Annotated in this window: 17 protein-coding genes and 1 tRNA gene; 11 read left to right on the forward strand and 7 right to left on the reverse strand. The window is 46.0% G+C overall.

The genetic code is table 11. The features are described from left to right. Nucleotide 1: 1 nt before the first annotated feature. Together HPY81_06405 and HPY81_06410 are read left to right on the forward strand one after the other, a co-directional pair. Nucleotides 2-838, forward strand: coding sequence for an energy-coupling factor transporter ATPase (locus HPY81_06405; protein NPV27072.1), 837 nt, complete (start codon nucleotides 2-4; stop codon nucleotides 836-838). Continuing rightward, complete coding sequence (locus HPY81_06410) at nucleotides 822-1589, forward strand: energy-coupling factor transporter transmembrane protein EcfT (GenBank protein ID NPV27073.1); 768 nt, start codon at nucleotides 822-824, stop codon at nucleotides 1587-1589. Before HPY81_06405 ends, HPY81_06410 begins: the two co-directional genes overlap by 17 nt. Before the next feature lie 6 nt (nucleotides 1590-1595). Here HPY81_06410 and HPY81_06415 read toward each other — a convergent pair whose 3' ends face one another. Next, nucleotides 1596-1922 (reverse strand): hypothetical protein, encoded by a 327-nt coding sequence (locus HPY81_06415; protein ID NPV27074.1) that lies wholly within the window; start codon nucleotides 1920-1922, stop codon nucleotides 1596-1598. Between the two features lie 360 nt (nucleotides 1923-2282). On the opposite strand from HPY81_06415, the gene HPY81_06420 reads away from it, so the two are divergent. Continuing rightward, nucleotides 2283-2507: a hypothetical protein gene (locus tag HPY81_06420; GenBank protein NPV27075.1), complete on the forward strand. Its 225-nt coding sequence runs from the start codon at nucleotides 2283-2285 to the stop codon at nucleotides 2505-2507. Nucleotides 2508-2800: 293 nt separating this feature from the next. Here HPY81_06420 and HPY81_06425 read toward each other — a convergent pair whose 3' ends face one another. Then, the gene (locus tag HPY81_06425) at nucleotides 2801-3001 is read right to left on the reverse strand and encodes a hypothetical protein (GenBank protein ID NPV27076.1); all 201 of its coding nucleotides are present in this window, start codon (nucleotides 2999-3001) and stop codon (nucleotides 2801-2803) included. A gap of 708 nt (nucleotides 3002-3709) precedes the next feature. Then, nucleotides 3710-4270 carry a hypothetical protein gene (locus HPY81_06430; GenBank protein NPV27077.1) on the reverse strand — a complete coding sequence of 187 codons (561 nt, stop codon included), beginning with the start codon at nucleotides 4268-4270 and terminating at the stop codon, nucleotides 3710-3712. Between the two features lie 240 nt (nucleotides 4271-4510). On the opposite strand from HPY81_06430, the gene HPY81_06435 reads away from it, so the two are divergent. After that, on the forward strand, nucleotides 4511-4906 hold the full coding sequence (locus HPY81_06435) for a hypothetical protein (GenBank protein ID NPV27078.1): 396 nt from the start codon (nucleotides 4511-4513) through the stop codon (nucleotides 4904-4906). A 159-nt stretch (nucleotides 4907-5065) separates the two neighbouring features. Next, complete coding sequence (locus HPY81_06440; GenBank protein NPV27079.1) at nucleotides 5066-5536, forward strand: MGMT family protein; 471 nt, start codon at nucleotides 5066-5068, stop codon at nucleotides 5534-5536. A gap of 109 nt (nucleotides 5537-5645) precedes the next feature. Here the strand turns inward: HPY81_06440 and HPY81_06445 are convergent, their stop codons facing one another. Together HPY81_06445 and HPY81_06450 are read right to left on the reverse strand one after the other, a co-directional pair. Continuing rightward, entirely contained in the window at nucleotides 5646-6089 is a 444-nt protein-coding gene (locus HPY81_06445) for a hypothetical protein (protein ID NPV27080.1), read from the reverse strand. A gap of 61 nt (nucleotides 6090-6150) precedes the next feature. After that, nucleotides 6151-6390: a hypothetical protein gene (locus tag HPY81_06450; GenBank protein NPV27081.1), complete on the reverse strand. Its 240-nt coding sequence runs from the start codon at nucleotides 6388-6390 to the stop codon at nucleotides 6151-6153. Between the two features lie 421 nt (nucleotides 6391-6811). Between HPY81_06450 and sleB the strand changes: the two genes are divergently transcribed. The 5 genes from sleB (at nucleotide 6812) to rnhA (ending at nucleotide 11803) form a co-directional block, all read left to right on the forward strand. Beyond that, on the forward strand, nucleotides 6812-7519 hold the full coding sequence (gene sleB / locus HPY81_06455; GenBank protein NPV27082.1) for a spore cortex-lytic enzyme: 708 nt from the start codon (nucleotides 6812-6814) through the stop codon (nucleotides 7517-7519). Nucleotides 7520-7558: 39 nt separating this feature from the next. Next, nucleotides 7559-8914: a germination protein YpeB gene (gene ypeB / locus HPY81_06460; GenBank protein NPV27083.1), complete on the forward strand. Its 1356-nt coding sequence runs from the start codon at nucleotides 7559-7561 to the stop codon at nucleotides 8912-8914. A gap of 386 nt (nucleotides 8915-9300) precedes the next feature. Further along, nucleotides 9301-9987, forward strand: coding sequence for a GntR family transcriptional regulator (locus tag HPY81_06465; GenBank protein ID NPV27084.1), 687 nt, complete (start codon nucleotides 9301-9303; stop codon nucleotides 9985-9987). 343 nt (nucleotides 9988-10330) lie between these two features. Then, complete coding sequence (locus tag HPY81_06470) at nucleotides 10331-11185, forward strand: 4-hydroxy-tetrahydrodipicolinate reductase (GenBank protein NPV27085.1); 855 nt, start codon at nucleotides 10331-10333, stop codon at nucleotides 11183-11185. 147 nt (nucleotides 11186-11332) lie between these two features. Beyond that, nucleotides 11333-11803 carry a ribonuclease HI gene (gene rnhA, locus HPY81_06475; GenBank protein ID NPV27086.1) on the forward strand — a complete coding sequence of 157 codons (471 nt, stop codon included), beginning with the start codon at nucleotides 11333-11335 and terminating at the stop codon, nucleotides 11801-11803. Nucleotides 11804-11818: 15 nt separating this feature from the next. Here rnhA and pdaB read toward each other — a convergent pair whose 3' ends face one another. Both pdaB and HPY81_06485 read right to left on the reverse strand, forming a co-directional pair. Next, complete coding sequence (pdaB, locus tag HPY81_06480; protein ID NPV27087.1) at nucleotides 11819-12556, reverse strand: polysaccharide deacetylase family sporulation protein PdaB; 738 nt, start codon at nucleotides 12554-12556, stop codon at nucleotides 11819-11821. Nucleotides 12557-12676: 120 nt separating this feature from the next. Next, nucleotides 12677-12889: a hypothetical protein gene (locus HPY81_06485; GenBank protein ID NPV27088.1), complete on the reverse strand. Its 213-nt coding sequence runs from the start codon at nucleotides 12887-12889 to the stop codon at nucleotides 12677-12679. Between the two features lie 188 nt (nucleotides 12890-13077). Between HPY81_06485 and HPY81_06490 the strand changes: the two genes are divergently transcribed. Beyond that, nucleotides 13078-13152: transfer RNA gene (locus HPY81_06490), tRNA-Val, on the forward strand. The last annotated feature ends 43 nt before the right edge of the window (nucleotides 13153-13195 follow it).

Genomic DNA, 13195 nt, shown 5'->3' on the forward strand with positions numbered 1-13195 from the left:
AATGATCCATGTGCAAAACTTGAGTTATCGTTATAACAACGGCAGCGAAATCTTAAAAGGACTCAGTTTCACCATTAAGGATGGTGAGTTTGTCGCCATCATCGGGCAAAACGGCGCAGGAAAAACCACTCTCTTAAAGCACTTTAACGGTCTGTTAAAACCAACCGCGGGTAGAGTACTAGTCAATAACCTGGACGTGGCTAAGACCAAAACCAGCCAGCTTGCCCGTCAGATCGGGTTTCTGTTTCAGAACCCGGACCACCAGATTTTTTGCCCGACAGTCTACGAAGAAATCGCGTTCGGATTAAAAAACCTCGGGATAAACCACAGCGACCTGGACATGCTGGTGAGGCAGGCAGCAGAAAAGGTTGGAATCTCGACTTATCTACAGTGCAATCCCTTTTCTCTCAGCAAAGGTCAGCGCCAGCGAGTCGCCCTGGCTTCGGTCCTGGCCGTGAACACCGAAAATCTTGTCTTAGACGAACCCACCACCGGCCTGGATTACCAGGAAGGAATCGCGATTATGGAAATCATTAAGAAATTAAATGAAGAGGGGAAGACCATCATCATCGTCACCCATGACATGGAACTGGTAGCCAGATACGCCAAAAGGGTAATCATCCTGAAAAACGGCGAGGTGCTCCAGGATGGCCCCACCAAAAAGGTGCTGAGCAAAACGGCCAGTCTGGCTGCTTCAGGCCTGCAACCACCCCAGATTTACCTGCTGGCCGAGAAGTTTCATAAACAAGGTTTATTCAATGACGTCTACACCGTTGAGGAAATGTTTAACGCGATCATGTTTTATCTTGGAAGTGAGAAAAATGCCGGCCTTCGTTGAGTATGTCAAAGGAGATTCTTTTCTTCACCGACTGAACCCAATGACAAAGATTGTCTGGACATTTGTGGTTATCATCCTGAGTTTTCGCTTTGCCGAGCCAATAATCCTGGCCGGGATTTTGATGTCCAACCTGCTCATCGCCCTGGTCGGCCGGGTTTTCAACCGGATTTTACCAGTAATCAAAGGGTTGTTTGTGTTTGCCTTGTTCCTGGTTGTCTTCCAAATCTTTTTCGTCACTGAGGGCCAGACGCTTTTTTACGTGATACCGTATTTCCACCTTGGTCGAATCACTGACGTTGGGCTGAACCTTAGTCTGGTGATGGCCCTCCGCATGGTGAACACCGTTTCAACGATCCCAATTTTGCTCATGACCACCCCTGTAACCGACATCGTGGTTCTCCTGGTCGACAAGCTGAGAGTACCATTTAAATACGCATTTATCCTAACAATTGCGTTAAGGTTTTTCCCAACTTTCCTGAATGAAATGGAACAGATCCTGCAAGCTCAAATGTCCAGGGGTTACCAAGCAGACACCAGGAACCCTTTCAAGAAATTAGTTATCGTTGTTCCGCTGGCCATTCCCCTCTTGGTTTCGGCCGCAAAAAAAGCCGAAAAAATGGCTATCTCCATGGAAGTCAGAGGCTTCGGTGCCGGTCCCCGCTCAAACCATCGGGAAATTATAATGAGCACGGCCGATTATATGACTTTGCTGGCCTTGGGCACTATATTAATAAGCGGACTTACATTCTAATCTGGATCAAGCGCAGAAAAAGAGCGAGTTTTCCAACACTCGCTCTTTTTCTGATGTGGAATTGGTAGGAGTTCCCATGCCGCTTGCCGCTAATAGCGGCACCGCGAAGGTGAAGGTCGTGGTATCGAAAAACACCGGGTCAACCGTCTGGTTAAAAAGGTCCCGGCCCTGGAAAAACAACTGCTCTTTAAGGCTCTCTTTATGCTGAGCTAGAAAGTCCAGAGACCGGTGGTAGTGATGGAGCTGAAGGTATGAGAACCTGGGTTCATAAACGTCTTCCTTTGCCCATTCGCTGACTCGGAGCTTGCTCTGAGGGGCAATTAATCGGTTCAAGACCATAGCAAAGACAGTGTATTCCGTAAGAACCAGGCATTTCCAGCACTTTTAGCGCTTTTGCGCCGAATGCATCTAATCCACCGCAGGGACCTGCTCTGGGTGGAAACCTTCCTCTAGACCCAGCGGAAAGTCACAATAAAGCCTTTTACCTCCTACTTTCCCATTGTGCCTTAAAGACAACCTAACTAACAAACAGGGCCAGCTCAAACAACCTGGTGCCTTGGTAATGCCAGAGCTTTTTCGGATTGATTAGGGGGATAAATAGAAATTCCTTGTGAAACCCAGTAGCAGGAAACGGCAATTCGTTGAAGAACTTTGCTTTACATGGAGACTGAAATACAAGGTGGTTTTCAATAGATGTCTGTCTCAATAACCTTCTACGATGGCGCCGACTGCATTGGCGGCAACAAGATACTCCTGGAGGACAATGGAACAGCTTTAATGCTGGACTTCGGCACCGATTACAAGGCTGAGGGCATGTATTTCGAAAAGTTCCTTAGTTTCCAGAACACCTTCGGCTTTTCCGATCATTTAGCCCTGAGAATATTACCGCTGCTGAGATGGGCTCATCCAGGCAACTAATTACCGCCAGGTGCTGTATGAGCAGAGATGTTTTCACATCTTCAATTGCGAAGCCGTTCTTGATGAGGCGGCTTCCTTCTGGAAGCGCTGCGTTCGGTATCAAGACTTCTGCGGGGTGGGTAGTGTACACGGGTGACCTCCGGCTCCACGGAAAATAAGCACATCTGACCAGACAGTTTGTCAGTGAAGCGGCGGCGCTCAAACCTACAGCCCTGATATGCGAAGACATACACCAGCTGATCGACAAGCCTGTCCCTGAAGATGGGCAAAATAAAAAAGCCCCCCAGGGCGTTTTAGTTAAGGTAGTCAATTATCCCTGAGACGTAGTAATCGTCTAGCAATAAGTCATAAAACTTGAGGACCAAATCTTCAGCCGATTTCTTGAGATGTTCTTTGTATGTTTCAATTACAGTTTCCGGTAGGGTTCCTTGTTGCGCATAAAATTTTACAAGGAATTGAACAGCCTCTTCAACTTCAGCTAGGGTATTCCACATCATGGCTATCCTCCCTATTTATCAACTGTTTACTGTATACATTATACCATACGAAATAAAATAAATAAATACCAAAACCAAATTTAATTGCTTTGAGCGATCATACTCTCTTAAAAACCCTTAAAGTTTTGAGTAACAAGAAAAAAGGCCCTTCAACAGGGCAAAAGGAGGAAAGAGTAGTAGGTGAGCGCTTAAATGAGTATTACCAAGGAGGGCTTTGTTATTATTATACTACGTTATTAAATAATTGTACAGAACATTAAGATAATTAAAAAATTTTTTATGGCCAGTTAATAATTTTTGTCTTGCAGTTTGGGCAAATTACTGTTTTAGCGTTTTTTGGATAATGTAGAGCCTGTTTACAGTTCGGACATCTGGTTCTTGGTTCCCAAAAATGATAGAACCGGAGATTTTCTACCACTTTCTTTACGATAGGCGATACTATGCTATAAACTAAGAAAATGAACAATATTGTTAATACTAATCTGAACAACCCGATTTTCAAGACCCCCTATAAAAATAAACTTTTAAAAAATGAACTTCGCGATCTGATCAAGTTTGTCCTGCTGAGAAAAAACAAAAGTCACCCCAGCGGGGTGACTTACTCATAAGCGTCTAGTATTTAGTTGTATTCCCTGGTTTCCCACCGTACATAGGCATAACCGAGAGCAAATGCATATTGCTGAGTGGCTAAAATCTGTTCATAGATTATATCCCAACTGCCTGGGAGAGTTTGTTTTCATCGGGCAGTTGTGTTTTAATAAGGTCGATGGTGTTTTCCGAACGTTTTTGAAATACAGTCAGCAGGTTGTGTTCATTTTGTTCAATAATTCCGTAAGCTTCATTGATGTAGTCATCTAAAGCGCGCCGAATATCGTCCCTGACCAGTTTAATCAGGTCGTTAACAAAACGCTGAAGAGCTGTTTCTCGAATATAGTCCAGTAAGTGCTGATATTCTTCTAGTGGTCCTTGCATAGCCATTTTTTTCATTTCCGAGCAGGGAGAAACTTCATATCCGAGCAGGTCTTCGGGCCGTAAATCAAGATCGGCCGGGAGAAGTTTTTTTATTTGAGCAACGGCCAAGGAACGAACTTTAGGATTTTCTACACCTTGACTTTTCTCATTTATCTGATCGTTAGTGGCTTTAACTGCCCCAACTAACTCGGCATTTCGAAGATAACACTTTACAATGGCCATTCGATTTCCCTGGTAGTAAAACACATATTTACCATGTTGGCTCCGGACCTCTAGTAATGAGAAGTCGATCATATAACCCCTATCACCTCCTGACACCGGTTGAGTATTTCCCGATTTTAAAGGAAGTAGTTTTGCATTATTAATTTGATATAGATTATGCGGTATTTCAGGTTATGTGTCAAATTGGGTGTAGCCACCGGTTTGAAGATACTGTGGAATGGTTAGAAATGATTGAATGTATTTAAGTGGCTTAGATAAAACTAACAATGGTAACGAATAATTCAGTTATTACTAATCGCGGAGGAAAAAAAGATGAAACTGAATGCCAATGAACGTTCGATTCTGGCTTATTTCCCTAGCGACACTGCAGCCAATGAAGTTGCCAATACTCTTAAGAATATGGGAATTGAAACAGTGCAAGTTGACTGGGTCAGTCGTTACGGTGTGGTCAACGATACGGAATACAACAGCCCCATCACTGGTCAAACCAATACCTTAACCGGACTGGCTTTGTACTCTGCTGACACCGACCTACGGGCGAATCAGGATGCCCGAATTTTGTTGGGCGCTGATCCATCGGTCAGCGGAATGTCTGCGCGCAGTTATGGGCAAGCGGGGGGAAGAGCCTTTATGGTGACGGTTGTGACAACCGAAGACCGATTACCTGAAGTGATCCGGGTTATGCGAGAAAATGGGGGATTTTTCTAAGCCTAATCTGTCTAACTGGAGAGATGATCCTGTTTCAGCCAAGACATAGTATAATGAGAATATGATTAAACTCGGAAGGGTTGAAGGGATTTGTTGACCTGGTACAATGTTGTGGGGACCCCGCATGGGTGGGTTGGTTTTGGCTGGACAGGACGGGGCCTGTACGCGGTGACCTTACCGCAGAAAGACCGGACTAAGACGGTCGAAGAATTGCTGTTGCACCCGGTTTTAAGTAGGGCTGTTCAGCGGAGCTACCCCTCATTAGAGAATGATCTCTTGAATTATTGGCGAGGAGAGCAAGTGACTTTCGCTCATTATCCACTAGACTTCTCTGACTATTCCCTCTTCTGTCAGCGGGTTCTGACGTTGGTTCGGGATATTCCTTATGGAGAAACCCGCAGTTACAAATGGGTGGCTGAACAAATCGGTCAACCAAAAGCAGCCAGAGCCGTAGGTCAGGCTGTTGGGCATAACCGTTTTTTGATCGTCGTACCTTGTCACCGAGTGACTGCTCACCGGGGGATGCTCGGTGGTTTTTCCAGTGGCCTGACCTGGAAGAGGTATCTTTTAGCCCTCGAAGGGGTCTGTTTCTCAGCGGAGGGCATTATCCTCAATAATTATCCTCAATAAATATATAAAAAGAACAACGAAACCCCTGAGGAGCCGCTCCCAGGGGTTTCTCAAAGAGAATATATGAACGGGGAGGGTGGTTTCCCCGTCGTCGTTAGTATATCCTGTTTTACGTGACTTCATTCCCTGCGGATTCTAAATCCCGGTGTTTAAGCGACCGGTGACGCTGCTGGGGGTATTCTTCGTGGGCTATCTTTCTCAGGATCAACCATGTCCCAAGGCTGATGAAGATAGTAAAGATCAAAGCCAACCACATCGGAGCCTTGATTGAGGGAATATAGACAATGGGAAAGACCCAACTGCTTCGAATTAAAGCCTGAGCCAGTGCTTTAGACCGGGTCGTTCGCCGGCCGGTACTAATGAAATGACCAAAAAATGTCCACAGGGTGAAGAAAAGAGCGGTGACCATCCCGATTCTTTCTTCACCCATCTTAACTTCAAGCATAGTCAGAAAATCCATGGCTTGATCAACGAAAAGCAGTAAGTGATTGAACCAGATCGACAAATGAGTGATCACCCCAAACTCGCCCTTTCCTGCGACTTTTATTAGCATAATTCGACGCGATCACTCTTCATTCCTTCACGGGGGGATAAGCTAGAAGCTAAAATTGCGCCTATTCCACCAGTTCCTCAGTTTCAGGTGATTCTTCAGCCTTGGAGGGTACTCTTTTTTCAAAAGTGGGACAAAACACTCCGTGAGGACAACGTTCATATTCGTGGCACCAGGCACAACAGTGGTGATGGTCTCCAAGATAGTTACAACGAACCCAACAACTTTTCGAATCTTTGTATTGACAGAACTTAGCCAGAGTGACCGCTTCCTGCCGGTCTATTTTTACCCACTTGGTTGTCATCTTCATCCCCTCCTTGTTACTTATTGGTTTTCTTTCCCCTGTTTGGTTCAAGTTTGCTCTGCCCCTTCTGACGAAATCTTCCTACGAGCCGACATGTTGTATTTAATATATTGTATTCGAGAGAATCGAAGGAATTTCCTCCAAAAAATCACATATTTTTTAAAATTATATTCAAAATAAAATCCCCGGGTACAAGACCCGGGGATTCCAAGGAGGATATATAAGGGGTGGGAAATTAATCCCGTTCGTATTATACCCACTTTTTGAAAAATACTTACATACATAGAGAAAATTTTTATTAAAAAATCCCCATAATTTGAGAGAAATGCCATTGATTTATTAAATAAAGGGTTGGTATATCTTGAAAGAAACGAAGAAAAAATAGGGTTGAAAAGCGTATTTCAGTAAGAGGAGGAGTAGTATGCTTGGACGCAGTCAACTGAGGATTATTTCAACCCTCGTTTTTCTGGTGTTCGTGATTACCTTGCTTTGGATCAGTTATCCCCCGCAGCGGGCTTCGGCTCAGCGCCCCACTTTATATTGGGGGAGCAGCGGGCGCGATGTTCGTCTGGTCCAGTGGAAGCTGCAGCAGTGGGGTTACTACCGGGGCCCGATTGACGGAATCTACGGGCCGCGGACCTTTGCCGCTGTCAAAGATTTTCAGCGGAAGAATGGTTTAACCCCGGACGGCGTTTGTGGAAATGCTACCTGGGCGGCTTTGGGTTTCAGTACAGGTCCAGTAACAAGAACTGCAGTAAGTACGCGTGGGGTGTCCTATAGTGACGAAGTGGAGATATTAGCCCGTGCCATCACGGGTGAAGCCAGGGGGGAGCCCTACATTGGGCAGGTAGCTGTCGGAGCGGTGATTCTTAACCGAGTGCGTAGTGGAAAGTTCCCCAATTCGATTGCCGGTGTGGTTTACCAGCCCGGGGCCTTTACCGCAGTCGCAGACGGGCAGATTAATCTGGAACCAACTCCTGAAGCCCGCCGGGCGGCAATCGATGCCTTAAACGGGTGGGACCCGACGTACGGGGCTCTATACTACTATAATCCGGCCAAGACAACCAACCAATGGATTTATGGGCGGCCAATTATTACTCAGATCGGGAAACACATTTTTGCCCGTTAGACAAGCCAAGGGATTAAGCAAAACGAAAGGGTGATGTCAGTGAAACGATATTGGCTGAGCATAGTTTTGTCGGTGGCCCTGGTCGGCACAGCCGTCTGGGGATACACCGAGCACCGGACCAAAACCCAACTCCGCAACTACGTGGAAAACAATTATCAGCGGTCATTCTATGAGCTCGTGGCTGCTGTGGAAAATATTGATGTTTTGCTAAGTAAGGGCTTAGTTTCTACTTCACCCCGGCAAAATATTTTGTTGTTTTCTGATGTCTGGCGCCAGGCCTATGTGGCTCAGGAAGATTTGGGGATGTTGCCAATTTCCCAAGTAATCATTTCCCAGACTGAAAAATTTTTGACCCAAACGGGGGATTTTGCCTACAGCCTGGCCAAGCAGATTGCCCGGGGGACCCAGATGAATGATCAACAGCGCGAAACGCTGGAGCGGCTACAAAAGGATGCCGACTCGCTGACTGCGGAGTTGCAGAAATTAAGAAACGAAATCGGGGAGAAGCGCTTTGCCTGGGGCTCGATCAGAGAAACGAGTCCGGGCCTGCTGAAAAACGTCTCAGAAAATGTGGCTGAGGTTGGTTTCCAGCGGATTGACAAATCGATGCAAGAACTGCCGACCTTAATCTATGATGGACCCTTTTCTGACCACATCGATCAGGTTAAACCCAAGGGGTTAACTGGAAATAAGATCACCGAAGCCGATGCCCAGCAGATTGCCAGACGGTTTGTAGAGGTTGATCCCAGCAAGACTTATACCGTCAGATCGTATGGCGGGGGGAACGGCAAAATCCCGGTTTTCCGCGTCCTGGTTACCCAGGATGTTGCGAACAGTCCAGAGGAGATTCTGGTTGATGTTAGCCATCAAGGTGGCCACGTCGTTAATTTTCTGAACGCGCGGCCCTTAGGTGCTCCGACGCTTAACCAGGAGCAAGCCGTTGCCAAGGCAAAACAGTTCCTGGAAAGAAACGGTTTCCGCGGTTTTATGCCTAATTTTGCCCATTTGGATGAAGGAAGGGCGACGATCAACTTCAGTCCAATGCAGGACGGCGTTATTATTTATCCCGACCTGATCAAGATCACGGTTGCCCTCGACAACGGGCAGGTGATCGGCTATGAGGCTTTAAACTATCTGATGAACCATCACGAGCGCTCTTTGCCGAAACCTAATGTGACCGAAGCAGAAGTTCGGGAACTGGTCAGTCAGAGACTTAAGGTTGAGCATGTGCGGTTAGCCTTGATCCCCTTAGAAACCTTGGAAGAGGTCTTATGCTATGAGGCTAAGGGGAGAGTGCAGGACGAGGAATTTTATATCTACATCAATGCAATTAATGGCGAAGAAGAACAGATTCTCAAGGTCATCAAGACGAGCGGGGGTGCCTTGACTCTATAGTGCATGAGGGGAAACATCGGCGTCAGCCTGAAGGCTGACGCCGATGTTGTGCGTGCGCCCGGCATGGGCGAATCTTACAATTGTAATTCCCGGATGGTGAAGGTAGCAGTAACCATAGCTTAGGGCAGAGGCGTCCGTAGCGAGAGAGAATCAATTGGTGAGCCGGCGGCAAACCTCCGGCCCGATTATGTCAGACAGGATGAAACTTTTCACGGTCGACTTTAGGAGCTGGTAATGTAGTTTTTATGAAAGAAACTTTTTAAAAAGGATTTTTTAGAGATTTGTAGAAATACCCAAAATTCAAGCATATTTGCTGTTGGATAAATAATATTCGTAAGATTCTTTGATTCAAATAAGGAAATGATAGGAATGAATGGGGGTTGTTTATGAAATCGACGATTTTATCCGGTCAGGGTGATGGTCAAGGAAGTGAGAGAGGAGCAGGACGGTCAGCCTACGAACTAGCGCGTTATGAACAAATCGCATTTGACATAGCGACCAAAATTGTCCGCAAAGAATATATCGAAGGAGAAAAGCTTTATGGGCGTTCCACTCTGGCCGGCCAGTACAATGTTTCGCCAGAAACCATCAGACGAGCGGTGGCTCTGTTGCAGAGTATGAATGTCGTACTGGTTGAGGCCGGGCGAGGAATTATCGTCGGTTCCAGAGAAGCCGCAGAACTTTTTGTCAAAGAGTTTGAGACACGGCATATTATGGATGATATGCGGAGCCGAATCAGCGAACTGGTTGAGGAACGGAACAAGATCAATCGGGAGATAGACGAAATTCTGGGGAAACTAATCAGTTACACGGTTAAGATGACTGGATGGCTGCAAAAAATCGAAGAAGTAGAGGTACCACCAGGCTCATATCTAATTGGAAAGAGCTTGGCTTCGGTTGGATTCAGAGCTAGAACCGGGGCGACTGTGCTGGCTTTAGAACGGAATGGTGAAGAGATTTTTTCTCCTGATGTATCGATGACCATTCAAGAAGGAGATTTGCTAGTATACGTTGGACCTTCCGATTGCGTAAGTAAAGTAGAAGAATTGTTAAAAGCTGAACAACCTGGCTAAAAATCAGGTTGCTTTTTTTGCTTGACCCAAAGACAACTTCATGATAACATAAAGTTGTCGGAACAAACAACTTTTCAGATACTATGAGTTGTCAGGTACAAACAACAATTTTGTCAACAAGTTAGTACTGTTATTGCTTTTTCTAGCAAAAATCGTTGGCTTCAGGTGTCGTAATGATTTAGGTGCAGTGTTAGCCCTATGAAGCGATGGTTTTAGAATGTTAGTAGCTTTGAAGCCGTGATGAGGGTTCCCGGTGATGTAATGAAGATTGTTGTGACCTAACCAATGATTTAAGTAGATCGATTTTTTGTCTGTTCGGTATTTTGGAAGGGAGGAAAAATTAATGATCAGTGTTGGACTGATTGGGTTGGGACGCACCGGCGCGGAAGTAGCGAAAGGAATCATTAAACATCCGAAATTGTCCCTCGTCATGGTTGTTTGTAGCCCGAAGAGCCCGAAGATTGGACACGATGTTGGCGAGATTCTGGGCATTCGTTCCCAAGGAGTACTTATTCAGGGAAGTACTCAACTTGAGACTGAAATTAGACGGGCCCAGCCGGACGTGATCATTGATTTTAGCTCGCCTGAGGCTTGCCTAAATAATCTACCAGTGGTAGTTCAGCAAAGAAAGCCTATGATCATTGGGACCACCGGTTTTACCGAGGAGCAAGTTCAGTATTTTTCCCATCTGGCCAGTAGATACCGGACATCGATTGTCTATGCCCCTAATCTTTCTTTGGGCATTAATGTTTTAATGGCATTAATTAGAAGAGCGGCCGAGGTTTTGGGTGATTGGGATATTGAGATTATCGAGACCCATCACCGGCATAAAAAAGACGCACCATCAGGGACCGCCTTGAAAATTGGCCAGGTGCTTAGTGAGCGGTTGGGAGTTTCTTCAGATAACATTACTTTTGGCCACGAAAGAATGGGTCAACGGCCTAGCGACCGGATCGCGATTCACGCTGTTCGGGGTGGAGGTGTGGTTGGGATTCACCAGGTGTTGTTCATTAGTGAAAATGAAAAGCTGGAAATTAAACACGAGTCCTTAAACCGGATGGCGTTTGTCGACTGCTTAACTCGGGTCATCCACTATGTGGTTACCCATCGAGCTGATTTTTACACTGTAGAAGATATTTTGGGACTTAATGAACCAGTCCATTGCATTGAAAAAGAATATGCTGTGGTTGCCCAATAAAAGCATAGCCAAGAAAACAAAACGGCTATATCGGATTAATATCTCGGGATGATATTCCGAGATTTTTTGATTTCAAACATGTGTTGGCGTTTTTAGGCATTTTTGTGTTAAGATTGTGATAACTTAAAATATAAAAGGTGAGTTCTGATGGCCAAACAAGAAGAAGTTATTATCTATACTGACGGGGGCTGTCGGGGAAACGGGAAAACAACTAATGTGGGCGGCTACGGGGCGGTCTTGATCCACCCGGCTTCCGGGAAGAGGAAAGAGATCTCGGCCGGCTTCCGCAATGTGACCAACAACCAAATGGAGTTGCAGGGGGTTATTGCGGCCCTGTCCCAACTGAAACGACCCGCGATTGTCCACCTCTACACCGACAGCGCCTATATCCACAACGCTTTTACTCAGGGCTGGATTGAAAAATGGCAAAAAAACAACTGGCTGACCAGCACCCGGGAACCCGTTAAGAATCGGGAGTTATGGGAAGAGATTATTCGCTTAACGCATGTTCATCAGATACACTGGCATAAAGTCAAGGGGCATGCCGATAATGAAGAGAACAACCGGGCGGATGAACTGGCTAACCAGGCGATGGATCAGTTAGAGCAAGGTCTATAGGGTGAGCTAGTGTTATCAACGAGAATTTATCTGGTTTTGTTCAAGCTGGAGTAGTTCCGAAACCGTGACGAATTGATAGCCCTGTTCGCGGAGGCCCTCGATAATGCGCGGTAATGCATCAACTGTTTGCTTACAGGTGTCACTGGCGTGCATCAGAATGATGTCTCCCGGATGGGCGCGTTTCAAAACGCGGTTGACGATGGCATCAACACCCGGGTTCTTCCAGTCGAGAGAATCTGTTCCCCATTGAATGACCCGGTAGCCGCATTCGTTGGCAGTGCTGATGACTTGGTTGTTGTAGTCGCCGTTGGGCGTCCGGATGAGGTTGGGGGTGTGCCCGGTGACCGCCTGGATGCTCTGGTGGGCTAGCATTATTTCTTCCCTGATCTTTTCTTTAGAAACGGTACTCAAGTTAATGTGTTCATTGCCGTGACTCCCGATTTCGTGTCCGTCAGCGGCAATCCGTTGGGGAATGGAGGGGTATTTTTTTACCCATGGGCCAGAGAGAAAAAAGGTGGCTCTGACATTGTGCTTTTTTAATATATCAAGCACCGGGGTCGGGGTATTAGTTCCCCAACTGATATCAAAGGTAAGGGCCAGTACCTTCTGATCGGTTTTTACCTCAAAAGTTGGCTTTAGTCGGTGTTCTGCTTGGACGTAAACCACACTGCTACCAATGAGAAAGAGGGTGCAGAACAGGGTTAGGATGATCTTGGCTTTGGCCGATAAATGGTAAAAGTAGATCAGCCGCATGGGATCACCACCTTCGTATTATTTCGTATTATTATCATTATTAATATTCTTATTAGGCCGAGATATGCATGCCTTCTATTGAATTTAATCTAATCAGATAATAGGCGGGATGGTGGTCGGCTACTTCATATAAGGAATGATTTCCGGGATCCAGTAAGGACCGGGATGGGGTCTGTACAGAGTGATCAACCCTGCTTCGTCCAGGTCATTGAGCAGACTAAAAAAGCGTAATCTCCGCTCTTCGGGTAAGTTTCTGAGATATTCGTCAATTTCATCTTCCGAGGCGTTGACGGTGAAGCTTATGGCCCGTAAGCCATAGAAGGGTGTTGGCATTGGCTTTTTCCTCCTGTTGGAATTGTTTAAACTCAAGAGGGCGTGGCAATGTAAATCCCATCATTTTAGTGTGGTCATTCTTTAGTAAAATATACCCGTGGTTTAGAGGAGGAAAGTTGCCCTTGACTTTTTGGGCGGCTTGTATATAATAAGTAATGTAGCCCGTGCGGGTAAAATAAAATAAATATGGGTCGCTAGCTCAGGGGGAGAGCACTTCCTTGACGCGGAAGGGGTCATAGGTTCAATTCCTATGCGACCCACCAGAAGAGAATGAAACCAGCCGTAAAGGCTGGTTTTTGCGTGTGT

Source organism: Bacillota bacterium, from assembly GCA_013178045.1.
Classification (GTDB): Bacteria; Bacillota; Ch66; order Ch66; family Ch66; genus Ch66.

What these genes read in the sequence shown, in the direction of transcription:
- HPY81_06405 (NPV27072.1), top strand. Translation starts at nt 2, where the DNA reads ATGATCCATGTGCAAAACTTGAGTTATCGTTATAACAACGGCAGCGAA.
- HPY81_06410 (NPV27073.1), top strand. Translation starts at nt 822, where the DNA reads ATGCCGGCCTTCGTTGAGTATGTCAAAGGAGATTCTTTTCTTCACCGA.
- HPY81_06420 (NPV27075.1), top strand. Translation starts at nt 2,283, where the DNA reads ATGTCTGTCTCAATAACCTTCTACGATGGCGCCGACTGCATTGGCGGC.
- HPY81_06425 (NPV27076.1), bottom strand. Translation starts at nt 3,001, where the DNA reads ATGTGGAATACCCTAGCTGAAGTTGAAGAGGCTGTTCAATTCCTTGTA.
- HPY81_06430 (NPV27077.1), bottom strand. Translation starts at nt 4,270, where the DNA reads ATGATCGACTTCTCATTACTAGAGGTCCGGAGCCAACATGGTAAATAT.
- HPY81_06435 (NPV27078.1), top strand. Translation starts at nt 4,511, where the DNA reads ATGAAACTGAATGCCAATGAACGTTCGATTCTGGCTTATTTCCCTAGC.
- HPY81_06445 (NPV27080.1), bottom strand. Translation starts at nt 6,089, where the DNA reads ATGCTAATAAAAGTCGCAGGAAAGGGCGAGTTTGGGGTGATCACTCAT.
- HPY81_06450 (NPV27081.1), bottom strand. Translation starts at nt 6,390, where the DNA reads ATGACAACCAAGTGGGTAAAAATAGACCGGCAGGAAGCGGTCACTCTG.
- sleB (NPV27082.1), top strand. Translation starts at nt 6,812, where the DNA reads ATGCTTGGACGCAGTCAACTGAGGATTATTTCAACCCTCGTTTTTCTG.
- HPY81_06465 (NPV27084.1), top strand. Translation starts at nt 9,301, where the DNA reads ATGAAATCGACGATTTTATCCGGTCAGGGTGATGGTCAAGGAAGTGAG.
- HPY81_06470 (NPV27085.1), top strand. Translation starts at nt 10,331, where the DNA reads ATGATCAGTGTTGGACTGATTGGGTTGGGACGCACCGGCGCGGAAGTA.
- rnhA (NPV27086.1), top strand. Translation starts at nt 11,333, where the DNA reads ATGGCCAAACAAGAAGAAGTTATTATCTATACTGACGGGGGCTGTCGG.
- pdaB (NPV27087.1), bottom strand. Translation starts at nt 12,556, where the DNA reads ATGCGGCTGATCTACTTTTACCATTTATCGGCCAAAGCCAAGATCATC.
- HPY81_06485 (NPV27088.1), bottom strand. Translation starts at nt 12,889, where the DNA reads ATGCCAACACCCTTCTATGGCTTACGGGCCATAAGCTTCACCGTCAAC.